Genomic DNA, 13,047 nt, shown 5'->3' with positions numbered 1-13,047 from the left:
CCGGCGGTCCTAGGCGGGCGCGCCGAGGGGCGCGCTCGCCACCGGCGGCTGCGCGGCGACGTCGCCGGCTGCCGCCTCGGGCGACGGCGCGCCGCCCTCGAAGCGGATCACCAGCGCGGTGACGTCGTCCTGCAAGGGCCGCGCGGCCACCGGCAGGACGGCGTCGAGCAGGATCGGCAGCGCGACGTGCCCGGCCCGCGCCGCCGCCGTCGCCAGCCGCAGGAAGCCCGCGTCGAGCGTCTCGCCGCGGCGCTCGACGAGCCCGTCGCTGAACAGCAGCAGCGCGTCGCCGTCGGCCAGCGCCTCGGTGTGGCGGGGCGCGGGGTGGACGTCCTCGCAGCCCAGCGGCGCCCCCGGGGCACCCGGCAGGAAGACCGGGCCGGCGGTGCTGAGGCGCAGCGGCGGCGGGTGCCCGGCCGAGGCCCAGTCGATCGTCCGGCGCTGCGCGTCGACCACGACGACGAGCAGCGTCGCCATCTCGGTGCTGACGCCGCCGTGCTGGACCAGCGCGTCCATCCGGCGCAGGACGAGCGACGGGTCGGCGTCCTCGAGCGCGTAGGCGCGCAGCGCGCTGCGCAGGCCGCCGACCGCCTGTGCGGCCCGCAGGCCCTTGCCCGCCACGTCGGCCACCGCCAGGCAGAGCCGGCCGTCGGGCAGCTCGAAGGCGTCGTAGACGTCGCCGCCGACGTCGGCCTCGTCGCCCGCGGCCGGGAGGTAGCGCGCGGCGAGGGCCGCGCCCGGCACCTCGGGCAGGGCGATCGGCAGCAGCGTGCGCTGGAGCTCGCCCGCGATGCGGCGGTCGCGCTCGGCGTCCACCCGCTCGCGCTCGCGGGCGGTGACGATCCGGGCCAGGGCGATGCTCAGCGTCACCGCGACGCCGGAGACGATCACGAAGGAGATCCACGGCGCGACGTCGCGGTCGGCCGGCGCCGTCGCCAGGACCACGGCCAGCAGCGCGATGTTCAGCACCAGGTGCCCCACGGCGGCGCGCGGGGAGAACGTCGCGAACGCGTAGACCACGAGCAGGAGCACCATGGGCGCCTCGACGGCCGGGATGCCCAGGCTCGTGCAGAACGCGACGACGCCCGCGCCCGCCACGAGCAGCAGGTGGATGGCGCGGGCGGGCAGCGGCGGTCCCCACCACAGCCCCGCGGCGCACACGAGCGCCACGGTGGCGACCGTGGCGCGGGACCCGAAGGGGATGTCCGCGCTGTCGTAGGGCAGCACGAGCGTGAGCCACGTCAGCACGGAGCCCACCAGCCAGATGAGCGCGAGCACGCGCTGCCGCTCCGAGATGCCCCTCATGCCCTGCGGGCGATGCTACGCCGATCGGTGCATCGCACGCGACTAGGGTCCGCGCATGGTCGAGCTGCCCCCGCCGCCGCCCGGACCGGCCCGTGCGGCGCTGCGGCTGCGCCAGGCGCTGGTGCGGGCCCTCGACGCCCCGCTGCCCGCTCACGCGGCGGTCTGGGCCTCGACGCTCGGGTTCATGCGCCTGCACGCGCTGGCGACGATCTGCGAGCTCGGCGTCGCCGACGCGCTGGGCGGCCGGCGACGGGCGACGGCGGCCGAGCTGGCGGTGGAGCTCGACCTCGACGCGGGCCACCTGCACCGGATCCTGCGCGCGCTGGCGACCGAGGGCTGGGTGCGCCTGGACCGCCGCGGGCGCTTCTCGCTCACCCGCAAGGGCCGGGCGCTGCGCACGGGCGAGATGGACGGCTGGGTGCGCTACCTGGCGCTCGAGTCCACGCGGCGTGCCTGGGCGGCGATGCCCGAGGCGGTCCGGTCGGGCGAGCCGGCCTTCCCGCTGGTCCACGGGCGCTCGACCTGGGACCACTTCGCCCGGCACCCCCAGGAGGAGCAGCTCTTCGCCCGCACGATGCGCGCGCTCACGCACCTCGACCTGCCGGGGATCGTGAGGGCGTGGGACTGGCCCGGGCGCGGCACGGTCTGCGACGTGGCGGGCGGGACCGGCACGGTGCTGGCCGGGGTCCTGCGCGCGCGGCCCGACGCGCGGGGCGTCCTCGTCGAGGCGCCCGGCGTCCTGCCCGAGGCGCGGCGGCACCTCGAGGCGGCGGGCGTCGCCGAGCGCGTCGAGCTGCGCGAGGGCTCGATCTTCGACGGGATCGACGCCCGGGCCGACGTCTACCTGCTCAAGGACGTCCTGCACGACTGGGACGACGCCCGCTGCGCACGGATCCTCGACGTCGTCGCGGCGGCGATGCCCCGGGGCGCCTCGCTGGTCCTCGTCGAGCAGCTCCAGGAGCCCCACGTGCCCGAGCCGGTCGTCTCGTGGGTCGACGTCCACATGCTCGCCGTCTGCGACGGCGGGCGCCAGCGCTCGCTGGCCGAGCTGCACGAGCTGCTGCGCGGCGCGGGCCTCGAGCCCGGGCGGACCGCGCCGACCGCCGCCGCGACCCTGGTGGAGGGGGTGCGCCGGTAGCCTGCGATCGGTGCCGAGCCCCGCCGCCTGCGTGTTCGACAACGACGGCCTGCTGCTCGACACCGAGGACGCCTGGACCCGCGCGGAGACGACGCTCTTCGAGCGCCACGGCAGCGTCTTCACGATGGAGCACAAGCGCGACCTCATCGGCTCGTCGCACCTCATCGCCGCCGGCAAGCTCGAGGTCATGCTCGAGCAGCCGGGCGAGGGCCGCGCGCTCATGGCCGAGCTCCACGAGCTGGTCATGGAGGAGGCGCTGGGCGCCCTCGCGCCGCGCCCCGGGGCGGTCGAGCTCGTCGACGCGCTGCTCGCCGCCGGCCGGCCGATCGCCCTGGCCTCGAACTCGCCGCGGGCGTTCGTCGAGCGCGTCCTCATCAGCGCCGGCATGCGCGACCGCTTCGAGCACGTCGTCGCCGGCGACGAGGTCGCCAACCCCAAGCCGGCGCCCGACATCTACCTCGCCGCCTGCGAGCGCCTCGGCGTCGACCCCGCGCAGGCCATCGGCCTCGAGGACTCGCCGACCGGCATCGCCGCCGCGCGCGCAGCGGGGCTCACCGTCGTCGGCGTGCCCTACCTCGAGGACCTCGTGCTGGACGCCGACGTCGTGGCGCGGTCGCTGGCCGACCCGGCGGTGCACGCCGCCTGCGGGCTGTGAGCGCGTCGCTCGCGCCGCCGCCCGCCGCCATCACCGACGACGTCGGCAACTTCTTCGACGCCGCCGGCTCGTTCTTCGACCAGCTCGCGTCGATCGAGCTCGTCCCGCTGCTGCTCGGGATGGTGCTCTTCGTCACCTACCTGAGCATCCGCGCGCGGGCGTTCTTCCACGTGCTGCGCGCCGCCTACCCGGACGAGCGCATCGAGTTCCGCCGCATCTGGGGCGCGTACCTCGCCGCCTACGGGTTCAACAACGTCGTCCCCGCGCGTGGCGGCGACGTCATCAAGCTCTTCCTCACCCGCTCGTCGGTGCCGGGCTCGACGTACCCCGCCGTCGGCGCCGCGTTCTTCGTGGAGGCCGGGTTCGACGTCAGCGTCGGCGGCCTGATCCTCATCTTCGCCTTCACCCAGGGCGTCTTCCCCAAGCCGCCGGACTTCGCGAAGCTCAACGCGTTCGACCTGAGCCTCTTCGCGTCGCATCCGCAGTTCACGCTCTTCCTGCTGACGGTGCTGGGGATCGCGACGGTCGTCGGCTTCGCGCTGCTCAGCGCGCGGGTCAAGGCGTTCTGGGCGCGGGTGCGCCAGGGCCTGACGATCGCCTTCGACCGGCGACGCTACTTCCGCGAGGTGTGGCTCGTGCAGCTCGCGGGCTGGGGGTTCCGCTTCGCCGCGTTCTGGTGCCTGCTCGAGGCCTTCCACGTCGGCGGCTCGGTGAAGAACGTGCTGCTCGTGCTCGGCGTCAACGCGGTCGCCGCCGCGGTGCCGTTCACGCCGGGCGGCGCGGGCGTCCAGCAGGCGTTCCTCGTGAAGGTCTTCGCCGGGACGGCGTCCGGCGCGACGGTCGCCGCCTACTCCGTGGGCCAGCAGATCACGATCGCCGTCACCTCGCTGGCCGTCGGCTTCGCCGCGCTCGTGTTCATCTTCCGCTTCCGGTCCTTCAGGGAGGTCATCCAGGCCGGGCGGGAGGCGCGCGAGCAGGAGAAGGGCGCGCCGGCGGTGTAGCGCGCGGCTACTGCAGGCCCTGCCGGGCCTCGCGCACGAGCGTGACGGCCTCGGGGAAGACGATCGCCATCACCTGGCGGATCTGCTCGGCCTGCTGCTCGGTGGTGCCCTGGACGTTGACGCGGTTGACCGCCGCGACCGTCATCTCGACCGCGAGCTTGATCGCGTTGTCGGCCCACGCCAGCCGCTGCTGGCCCTGCATCTGCTCCGCGAACTCCGCCATGCGGCGCTGGAGCTCGTCTGGGTCGCCGAAGAGGCCGCCGAAGTCCGCCATGGAGCGAGGGTAGCGCGCCCGGTTCGGCATCCGCCGGGGGCCGCCGGGCACGTGGGACGCCATGGAGCTGGAAGGCAAGGTCGCCCTCGTCACCGGCGCGAGCTCGGGCATCGGTGCCGCCACGGCCCACCGCCTGGCCCGGGAGGGCTGCGACGTCGCGCTGCTGGCCCGCGGGCGGCCGGGGCTTGAGGTCGTCGCCGAGCGCGTGCGCCGCGAGGGGCGGCGGGCGCTCGTCCTGCCCTGCGACGTCACCGACCGCGACGGCATCGCCGGGGCGGTGGCCCGCGTGGAGGAGGAGCTCGGCGGCCTGGACCTCCTGGTGTCCAACGCCGCCGCGGTGGTCTTCGGGCGCTTCGAGCACGTCTCGCCCGAGGCGTTCGACCGCACGATGGAGATCACCTTCGGCGGCGCGGTCAACGTCATCCGCGCATGCCTGCCGGCGCTCGCCGCGCGCCACGGGGCCATCGTCGCGGTCGGCTCGATCATGACGAAGATCCCGCTGCCGACCTTCTCCTCCTACGCGGCGGCCAAGCACGCGCTGCGCGGCTTCCTCAGCTCCCTGCGCATCGAGCTGCACGCCGCGGGCGACCCGGTGCGCATCTCGCTGGTGAACCCCGGGTCGGTCGACACGCCGCTGTGGGACTCGACGACGACGGCCACGGGCAAGCGCCCGCATCGCCCGCCGGACTCCTACGACCCCGACGTGCTGGCCCGCGCGGTCGTCGACTGCGCCAAGCACCCGCGCGACGAGCTCACGGTCGGCGGCGAGGCGCGCGCGCTCGAGCTGCTCTACGCGACGTCGCGGCCGGTCGCCGAGCGCGTCCTGGGCATCGCCCACCGCCTCTACGCGTCGGGCCGCATCCCGGCGGACGGCCCGGGCGGGCTGTGGGAGGCGTCGGGCACCGGCGACGTGCGGGGCACACCGGAGATGGCGCCGCCCTTCGGGTTCCTGCACGGCCGGCCGTCGCTGTGGACGCCGGTGCGGCTGGCGATGGGGCGGCTGCGCCCGCGCTAGTCGCCGGCGCGCCGCGCCAGCATCGCCACCGTCCCGCCGCGCCCGCTGCGCCCCGCGAGCCACTCGGCGACCAGCGCGACCGGCACGAGGGGCAGCGCGGCGAGGGTCACCGCGACGTCCCAGACCCGGAACGGGGCGTTGCGCTTGAGCAGGTTGTAGAGGTAGCTCGGCGTCGACGTCAGCCGGTTGACCGCCGACTGCCAGAGGCCGAAGGGGCCGTGCTCGAGCATCCAGTGCGCCTCGGCCTCGACCGCGAAGCCCTCGGCGCGCAGGAGCATGCGCAGGCCGGTGGTCGTGAAGTGCGTGCGGTGGCGCGGGACGTCGAGGTGGTACCAGCGCGCGCCGCCGATCCGGGCCTGCACCGACGCGAGGTCCGGGACGCCGACGAGCAGGACGCCGCCGGGCCGCAGCCAGCCGCGGATCGCCCGCAGCGCGGCGCGCGGGTCGTCGACGTGCTCGAGGACGTGCCAGAGCGAGACGGCGTCGGCCGACCCCGGCGCGACCGTCGCCTCCTCGACGCCCGCGCGCTCGAGCAGGACGCCGTAGTGCGTCAGCGCCGCGTCGACGCCTCGCCGCGAGGGCTCGATGCCGTGCGCGTCGTAGCCCGCGGCGCGGGCGGCGGCGGCGAAGCGCCCCCGGCCCGCGCCCGCGTCGACCAGGCGCGCGGGCGGCGGCACCGCCCGGGCCAGGAGGCCCAGGCGCTCGCGGTCGAAGCGCGCCAGCAGCGGCGCGGCGAGGCGGCTGCCGCGCGGCGCGTCCTCGGAGTAGGCGCCCGTCTCGTGGAGGTCCTGCTCGGGCAGCGGCGTCGTCGTGACGGCCGTCCCGCACGTGCCGCAGCGCTGCAGCGCGACGGGGCCCGGGGCCGACGGGTCGCTCGAGGGCACCGTGCGCCAGGGCACGAGCGGCCCGCCGCAGGCGGGACAGCCGCGCTGGTCCTCCGGCATCGCGCCGCACTCTACGGCGCGGCTGACCGCGACGAGCGGCAGGTACGATCGCCGCCGTGGCCCAGCTGACGCCCTCACAGCTCGCCTGGCGCCGGCGGATCGAGGCGGGCCTGCGGCTCGCCGCCCCGGCCCTGGACCTCGTGCTCGCCGCCGGCGACCGCCTCTCCCGGACCGTCGACCGCGACGGGCTCGACGGCGGGCCGCTGCCCACGCGCGTGCGCAGCGCGGAGGTGCAGCGCACGGTCGAGGCCGGCCACCGCGCCGAGGGCGCCGGCTCGTGAGCGCCACGCCCGTCGTGCCCGACACGCCGGCCCCGGCGGAGAACCTCGCCCGCGAGGCCGACGGGCGGCTGCGCGCCGGCCTCGGCGCGCTCATCGGCGGCCTGCTCGTCATCGGCGGGGCGATCCTCAACATGGTGCTCAGCACCGACCGCCCCGACGTCTTCGTCGTCGAGGCGCTGCGCGACGTCAACGGCCAGGACATCGGCCGCCCGTCGCTGCTGGACGCCCGCGCCCGCTACTTCGACGACGAGGCGCTCTCCTACGTCGGCTCGGCGCTGCTGACCGCGATCGGCTGGGCGGGCGTCGCCATCGGCCTGCTCTACCTCTTCCGCGCGGCGCGCGGGCGGCGCGCGGAGACCCCGCGCTGGACCAGCGGCCTCGTGGTCGCCGGCACGGTGGGCTCGGCGCTGTCGGGCCTCGTCTACTACGCCGCGGTCGGCGCGGCCGCCTCGTCCTACGTGGACGGCGACGACCGCAGCGCCGAGGCGGCGCGCGACGTCTTCACCAACCCCTTCGCGGCCGGCGGCCAGATCATCGGCCTGATGGCGACGCTGTTCCTCGCGCTGGCCTTCGTCTTCATCGCGCTCAACGCGATGCGCGCCGGGCTCCTGACCCGCTTCATGGGGATCCTCGGGATCATCGTCGGGGCGCTGCTCGTCTTCCCGTTCGGCCTCCCGCTGCCGATCGTGCAGACCTTCTGGCTCGTGTCGGCGGGCCTGCTCATCCTCGGCGTGCTGCCCGGCGGCCGGCCGCCGGCGTGGGAGACGGGCAAGGCCGAGCCCTGGCCCTCGCAGCTCGAGATGCGCGAGGCCCGCGAGCGCGAGGCGGCCTCGGGCGGGGGTGGTGGGGGCCAGCCCGCGCGGAGCGAGCCGCGCACCGAGGCGCCGTCACCGGCGACCTCCAAGAAGAAGCGCAAGCGGCGCGGCTGACGTTTCGCCGCGCCGCGACGCGGCAACCCCTCCTTGTGTCGTCCGTCACGAGGAGAGGTCGAATGGAGAGCACCCCTGCCGTGGACTGGGAGCGCATCGAGGCGTCCCCGGCGTTCCAGGAGCTGCAGGCCAAGCGCCGGCGCTTCGTCGTCCCCGCCACCGCGTTCTTCCTGACGTGGTACCTCGGGTTCATCGTGCTCGCGGGCTACGCCGAGGACTTCTTCGGCGAGTCGGTGCACGAGGGCCTGACCGTCGGCTACGTCTGGGCGCTCACGCAGTTCCTGATGGTCGCCGTGCTCGGCGTCGCCTACCTGCGCTACGCCCGCACGACGCTCGACCCCCTGCGCGAGCGGGCGCTGCGCGAGGCGGGCGCCGACCCGTCGGCCGCGCAGACGCCCGGTGAGCGCTTCGAGCGGGGCACCGTGCGCGTCGCCGACGAGCACCGCGAGGTCACGCCGTGATCCTCGCCGCCGACCTCAACGAGACCGCGCTGAGCATCTTCGCGGTCGTCGTCGCCATCACGCTCGTCATCACCTACTGGGCGTCCAAGCGCACGAGCACCGCCACGGAGTTCTGGGCCGCGGGCCGGTCGATCACCGGTGTGCAGAACGGCTTCGCGATCGCCGGCGACTACATGAGCGCCGCGTCGTTCCTCGGCATCGCGGGCCTGATCTTCCTCTTCGGCTTCGACGGCTTCCTGTACTCCGTCGGGTTCCTCGTCGCGTTCCTGACCGTGCTGTTCCTGCTCGCCGAGCGGATGCGCAACGGCGGCAAGTTCACGATCGCCGACGTCCTGGCCTTCCGCCTCAACGAGCGCCCGGCCCGTGCGGCGGCCGCGCTCGGGACGCTGAGCGTCGTCGCCTTCTACCTCATCGCGCAGATGGTCGGCGCCGGCGTGCTGCTGCAGCCGCTGACCGGGCTGGGCTTCGAGGTCTCGGTGATCATCACCGGGGTCTTCATGCTCTGCTACGTCGTCTTCGGCGGCATGCTCGCCACGACGTGGGTGCAGATCGTCAAGGCCGGCCTGCTGCTCACCGCGACGACGGTGCTGGCGATCATGGTGCTCGTCGAGGTCGGCGGGCCGATCGACCTGTTCAACGAGGCGCGCGACGCCTCGCCGGAGGGCGCCGCGTACCTCGCGCCGGGCCTGCAGTACACGAACCCGATCGACACGGTCTCGCTCGGGCTGGGCCTCGTGCTCGGCACCGCGGGTCTGCCGCACATCCTCATGCGGTTCTTCACGGTGCCCGACGCCAAGGCCGCGCGCTCGAGCGTCGTGTGGGCGGTCTTCCTGATCGGCGCCTTCTACCTGATGACGACGGCGCTGGGCTTCGGCGCGCGCGCGATCCTCGGCGAGGACGGCGTCGCGGCGGCCGGCACGGGCGGCAACCTCGCGGCCCCGCTGCTGGCGGAGGACCTCGGCGGCGGTGCGGGCACCGTCGGCGGCGACCTCTTCCTGGCGATCATCGCCGCGGTCGCCTTCGCGACGATCCTCGCGGTCGTCGCGGGGCTCGTCATCAGTGCCTCGGGCGCGGTGGCCCACGACGTCTGGTCGAACATCATCCGCAAGCGCACCGGCGAGGACGCGCACTCGCCCGAGGCCGAGCGCGAGGAGGTCTGGGTCGCCCGGATCGCGGCCGTCGGCATCGGGATCATCGCGATCGCCATCGCGCTGATCGGCGGCTCGGGCCTGAACGTCTCGTTCATGGTCGGCCTCGCCTTCGCGGTGGCGGCGAGCGCGAACTTCCCGGCGCTGCTGCTGGCGCTCACGTGGCGGCGGTTCAACACGACGGGCGCCGTGTGCGGTGTCGTGGTGGGCGTCGTCTCGTCGATCGGCCTGATCATCGTCTCGCCCGGCGTCTGGCCGGGGCCTGACAGCGAGGGCTCCCCGGTCGGCTGGGAGCTCAAGAACCCGGGCATCGTCTCGATCCCGCTCGGCTTCCTCGCCTGCTGGCTGGGCACGGTGCTGAGCAGCGAGCGCGGCAACGAGCGCACGTTCCACGAGCTCAACGTGCGGGCCGAGACCGGGCTCGGCGCCGAGCGCGCGATCGCGGGTCACTGATCGAGCGGGGAGCGACCATGTCCAACATCCGTGCAACCTCGTCGGGCGTAGGGTCTCCGCATGGCTGACACCACGTCGAAGGACCTGGGCACCGAGCTCGAGGAGCTGCTGGAGGTCGAGACGTTCGACCCGCCGGAGGGCTTCGTCGCCGACGCCCTGGTCAAGGAGCACGAACCGCCCGCGGACGCGGTCGCCTTCTGGGCCGAGCAAGCGCGCGAGCTCGAGTGGATCAGGGAGCCGACGCAGGCGCTGGACGACGCGAACAAGCCGTTCTTCACGTGGTTCGCCGACGGCACGATCAACGCCTCGGTCAACTGCCTGGACCGCCACGTGGCCGCCGGGCTCGGCGACCGCGTCGCCTTCCACTGGCACGGCGAGGGCGGCGAGGAGCGCGACATCACCTACGGGTGGCTGCTCGAGCAGACCCAGCGCGCCGCCAACGCCCTGAGGTCCCGGGGGATCGAGCAGGGCGACGTCGTCGGGATCTACCTGCCGATGGTCCCCGAGGTCGTCGTCGCGATGCTCGCGTGCGCACGGATCGGCGCGCCGCACAACGTCGTCTTCGGCGGCTTCAGCGCGGGGTCGGTCAAGGAGCGCATGGAGTTCTCCCAGGCCAAGGCGCTCATCACCGCCGACGGCGCCCGGCGCAAGGGCAAGACCGCGCCGGTGAAGTCCGAGGTCGACGCCTGCATGGGCGACCTCGACCACCTCGAGACGATCCTCGTGGTGCGCAACACGGGCACCGAGTGCGAGATGGACGCCGACCGCGACGTCTGGTGGCACGAGGCCCTCGAGGCGGCCGAGCCGGAGTGCGCGCCCGCCGAGCTCGACGCCGAGCACCCGCTCTTCATCCTCTACACGAGTGGCTCGACGGCGAAGCCCAAGGGCATCCTGCACACGACGGGCGGCTACCTCACGCAGGTCGCGTGGACCCACAAGCACGTCTTCGACCTCAAGCCCGAGGAGGACGTGTACTGGTGCTCGGCCGACGTCGGCTGGATCACCGGCCACTCCTACATCGTCTACGGCCCGCTGCTCAACGGCGCGACGTCGGTCATGTGGGAGGGCGGGCCCGACCACCCCCACAAGGGCATCTGGTGGGAGCTGTGCGCCAAGCGCGGCGTGACGCTCTTCTACACCGCGCCGACGGCGATCCGCGCGTGCATGAAGTGGGGCGCGGAGCTCGTCCAGGAGCACGACCTGTCGAAGCTCCGGCTGCTCGGGACCGTGGGCGAGCCGATCAACCCCAAGGCGTGGCTCTGGTACTGGAAGGTCGTCGGCGGCGGGCGCTGCCCGATCGTCGACACCTGGTGGCAGACGGAGACCGGGGCGATCATGGTCACGACCCTGCCGGGGGCTCAGCACGCCAAGCCCGGCAGCGCCGGCACGCCGCTGCCCGGCATCGACGTCGCCGTCCTCGACGACGACGGCACGGAGGTCGAGCACGGCACGCAGGGCCTGCTGGCCATCCGCGAGCCGTGGCCGTCGATGCTGCGCGGCCTCTACAAGGAGGACGAGCGCTTCGTCGAGACCTACTTCTCGAAGTGGGGCAAGGACACCTACCTCGTGGGCGACGCCGCCCGCCGCGACGCCGAAGACGGCTACGTGTGGGTGATCGGGCGCATCGACGACGTCATCAACGTCTCGGGCCACCGCATGTCCACCGCGGAGATCGAGTCGGCGATCGTGTCGCACCCGAAGGTCGCGGAGGCCGCGGTCATCGGCCAGGCCGACGAGGACACGGGCCAGGCGGTCTGCGCGTTCGTGACGCTCGAGGGCGACCTCGAGGGCAGCGACGACCTCGAGGCCGAGCTGCGCGAGCACGTCGCGGCGAAGATCGGCAAGCTCGCCCGCCCCAAGCGGATGATCTGGGCCGACGACCTGCCCAAGACGCGCTCGGGCAAGATCATGCGCCGCCTGCTGCGCGACATCGCCGAGGGCCGCGCGCTGGGCGACGTCACGACGCTGCGCGACCCCGACGTCATGGCCCAGCTCGAGGGCAAGGTGAAGGAGGCCCAGGCCGACGGCGAGGGCTGAGGCCCTCGCCTAGAAGTGCCCGACGGTGATGAGCGTCCGCCCGAGGCGGATCGTCAGCGCCGGGAAGCGACCGGCGTCCGCGCTGACCGCCACGCCGCCGAGCTCGAGGAGCGTCGCGCTCGGCGTGCCGGAACCCGCAGCGCCGCCGCACAGCGCAGCGGCGCGGCGGGCCGACGGGTTGAGCGACCGGCAGAGGGCGACGGTCGCCCCCGTGGCGACGTCGATGACCGGGTCGAGGCCGGGGGTCGCCGTCGTCGTGCACGGCCGGCCCTCGGTGCAGACGCTGACGTCGGCCTGCGCGCCCGCCGGCAGCGCGAGCGCGAGCGTCGCGACGCCCGCCGCGATCGTGCCCCACGTCCGTGCCCCCGTGCCCACCATGCCGGGAACGGTACGGGGCGCCGGGCGCGACGTGCAACCTGGTGGCGTCGGACGGCTACTCGTAGACGACGACGTCCGGGCGCGGCTGCATGGCCATGACCGAGCGCGGGCGCATGAGCCCCGCGTCCTCCTTGTAGAAGAGCTTGAAGCCACGGCCGGCGCGCGGGGTGCGGCGCACGAACTGCTGGTACTTGGCGACCTTCACCTCGCGGCCACCGAAGCCGTCGACGTTCACGACGGTGCGCACGCCGGGGAAGGCCCGCAGGCGACCGTCGTTGACGATCATGTCGTCGGTGAAGCGGTGGACCAGCAGGAGCTTCTCCGGCAGGTCGCGCTCGCGGACGATCTTCGACAGGTAGGCCGCGGCGCCGTTGACGGCGTCGGCGTCCATGCGGCCGATGACCTTGCCGGGGACCTCGCCGGGGGCGACGTGCCACTCGGGGTCCAGGGCGAGGCCCACGTCGGGCTCCTCCAGCCAGCGGCGCAGCCGCTCGATCTCCGGGCCGAACTGCGCGAGGCCGGGCTGGATGTCGAGGACCAGCAGCGCCCTGGCCTTGCGGGCGGCGCGCAGGTAGCGGCGGATCGTCCCGTCGGGCAGGTGCATCCGGTGCTTGCCGTCGGCCCCGGGCGCCGCGGTCGCGAGGGTCGCGATGAGCTCGAAGGCGGGGAGGACGGGGCGGGTCCGCGTGGCGTAGCCCCGGGCCTGGCGGCGCAGGCGGCGGGCGGCCTGGGCGGGCGTGCCGATCCCGAGCGCGCCCAGCTCGTCGTCGACCGGGGAGCCGTAGAAGGCGACGACGCGCCGGTCCGGGAAGAGCCGGCGCCCGCCGCCGGGGAGCTGCGGGCGCGGCGGCTGGTCCTCCAGGCGCGGGTCGTCCGTGCCGGCCGCGGCGGGCGGCTCGTCGTCGCTGCCGCCCGCGCCCGTGGCGAGGCCGGCGACGAGGGCGAGGGCGGCGAGGACGCCGAGCGCGCCCAGGCGCCGCCGGCGGACGAGGTCGTCAGGCACCGCTGGCTCTCCTGCCCGCGGGCGG

At 74.6% G+C, this 13,047-nt stretch carries 14 protein-coding genes; 9 read left to right on the top strand and 5 right to left on the bottom strand.

Going from position 1 to position 13,047, the window contains the following annotated elements; translation table 11 throughout:
- Positions 1–9: 9 nt before the first annotated feature.
- Positions 10–1,305, bottom strand: a complete 1,296-nt coding sequence (locus JUB12_RS12570; RefSeq protein ID WP_205695767.1) for a PP2C family protein-serine/threonine phosphatase — start codon at positions 1,303–1,305, stop codon at positions 10–12.
- A gap of 55 nt (positions 1,306–1,360) precedes the next feature.
- On the opposite strand from JUB12_RS12570, the gene JUB12_RS12565 reads away from it, so the two are divergent.
- Genes JUB12_RS12565 through JUB12_RS12555 form a run of 3 tightly spaced genes read left to right on the top strand, consistent with a single transcriptional unit; the run spans position 1,361 to position 4,099 of the window.
- Positions 1,361–2,443: a methyltransferase gene (locus tag JUB12_RS12565; RefSeq protein ID WP_205695766.1), complete on the top strand. Its 1,083-nt coding sequence runs from the start codon at positions 1,361–1,363 to the stop codon at positions 2,441–2,443.
- 10 nt (positions 2,444–2,453) lie between these two features.
- Positions 2,454–3,098, top strand: a complete 645-nt coding sequence (locus JUB12_RS12560) for an HAD family phosphatase (protein WP_205695765.1) — start codon at positions 2,454–2,456, stop codon at positions 3,096–3,098.
- Entirely contained in the window at positions 3,095–4,099 is a 1,005-nt protein-coding gene (locus JUB12_RS12555) for a lysylphosphatidylglycerol synthase transmembrane domain-containing protein (protein WP_205695764.1), read from the top strand. The genes JUB12_RS12560 and JUB12_RS12555 overlap by 4 nt, the downstream gene beginning before the upstream one ends.
- 7 nt (positions 4,100–4,106) lie before the next feature.
- Here JUB12_RS12555 and JUB12_RS12550 read toward each other — a convergent pair whose 3' ends face one another.
- Positions 4,107–4,373 (bottom strand): hypothetical protein, encoded by a 267-nt coding sequence (locus JUB12_RS12550; protein ID WP_205695763.1) that lies wholly within the window; start codon positions 4,371–4,373, stop codon positions 4,107–4,109.
- A 61-nt stretch (positions 4,374–4,434) separates the two neighbouring features.
- Between JUB12_RS12550 and JUB12_RS12545 the strand changes: the two genes are divergently transcribed.
- Entirely contained in the window at positions 4,435–5,388 is a 954-nt protein-coding gene (locus JUB12_RS12545) for an SDR family oxidoreductase (RefSeq protein ID WP_205695762.1), read from the top strand.
- Here the strand turns inward: JUB12_RS12545 and JUB12_RS12540 are convergent.
- Positions 5,385–6,332 (bottom strand): class I SAM-dependent methyltransferase, encoded by a 948-nt coding sequence (locus tag JUB12_RS12540; RefSeq protein ID WP_205695761.1) that lies wholly within the window; start codon positions 6,330–6,332, stop codon positions 5,385–5,387. The two genes, JUB12_RS12545 and JUB12_RS12540, sit on opposite strands and share 4 nt — an antisense overlap.
- A 56-nt stretch (positions 6,333–6,388) precedes the next feature.
- On the opposite strand from JUB12_RS12540, the gene JUB12_RS12535 reads away from it, so the two are divergent.
- The 5 genes from JUB12_RS12535 to acs all read left to right on the top strand — a co-directional run bounded on the left by JUB12_RS12535 (position 6,389) and on the right by acs (position 11,641).
- Positions 6,389–6,613, top strand: a complete 225-nt coding sequence (locus JUB12_RS12535) for a hypothetical protein (protein ID WP_205695760.1) — start codon at positions 6,389–6,391, stop codon at positions 6,611–6,613.
- Entirely contained in the window at positions 6,610–7,542 is a 933-nt protein-coding gene (locus JUB12_RS12530; protein WP_205695759.1) for a hypothetical protein, read from the top strand. Before JUB12_RS12535 ends, JUB12_RS12530 begins: the two co-directional genes overlap by 4 nt.
- A gap of 62 nt (positions 7,543–7,604) precedes the next feature.
- Positions 7,605–8,003, top strand: a complete 399-nt coding sequence (locus JUB12_RS12525) for a DUF485 domain-containing protein (RefSeq protein ID WP_205695758.1) — start codon at positions 7,605–7,607, stop codon at positions 8,001–8,003.
- Positions 8,000–9,604, top strand: a complete 1,605-nt coding sequence (locus tag JUB12_RS12520; RefSeq protein WP_205695757.1) for a cation acetate symporter — start codon at positions 8,000–8,002, stop codon at positions 9,602–9,604. The genes JUB12_RS12525 and JUB12_RS12520 overlap by 4 nt, the downstream gene beginning before the upstream one ends.
- 60 nt (positions 9,605–9,664) lie before the next feature.
- Positions 9,665–11,641 (top strand): acetate--CoA ligase, encoded by a 1,977-nt coding sequence (gene acs / locus JUB12_RS12515; RefSeq protein WP_205695756.1) that lies wholly within the window; start codon positions 9,665–9,667, stop codon positions 11,639–11,641.
- A 9-nt stretch (positions 11,642–11,650) separates the two neighbouring features.
- Here acs and JUB12_RS12510 read toward each other — a convergent pair whose 3' ends face one another.
- Both JUB12_RS12510 and JUB12_RS12505 read right to left on the bottom strand, forming a co-directional pair.
- Entirely contained in the window at positions 11,651–12,019 is a 369-nt protein-coding gene (locus JUB12_RS12510) for a hypothetical protein (protein WP_205695755.1), read from the bottom strand.
- A 55-nt stretch (positions 12,020–12,074) separates the two neighbouring features.
- Positions 12,075–13,022 carry a hypothetical protein gene (locus JUB12_RS12505; RefSeq protein ID WP_205695754.1) on the bottom strand — a complete coding sequence of 316 codons (948 nt, stop codon included), beginning with the start codon at positions 13,020–13,022 and terminating at the stop codon, positions 12,075–12,077.
- Positions 13,023–13,047: the final 25 nt, after the last annotated feature.

It is taken from the genome of Conexibacter sp. SYSU D00693, from assembly GCF_017084525.1.
Classification (GTDB): Bacteria; Actinomycetota; Thermoleophilia; order Solirubrobacterales; family Solirubrobacteraceae; genus Baekduia.
The sequence above is the reverse complement of the archived record's forward strand: the minus strand, read 5'-3'. Positions and strand labels throughout refer to the sequence as shown.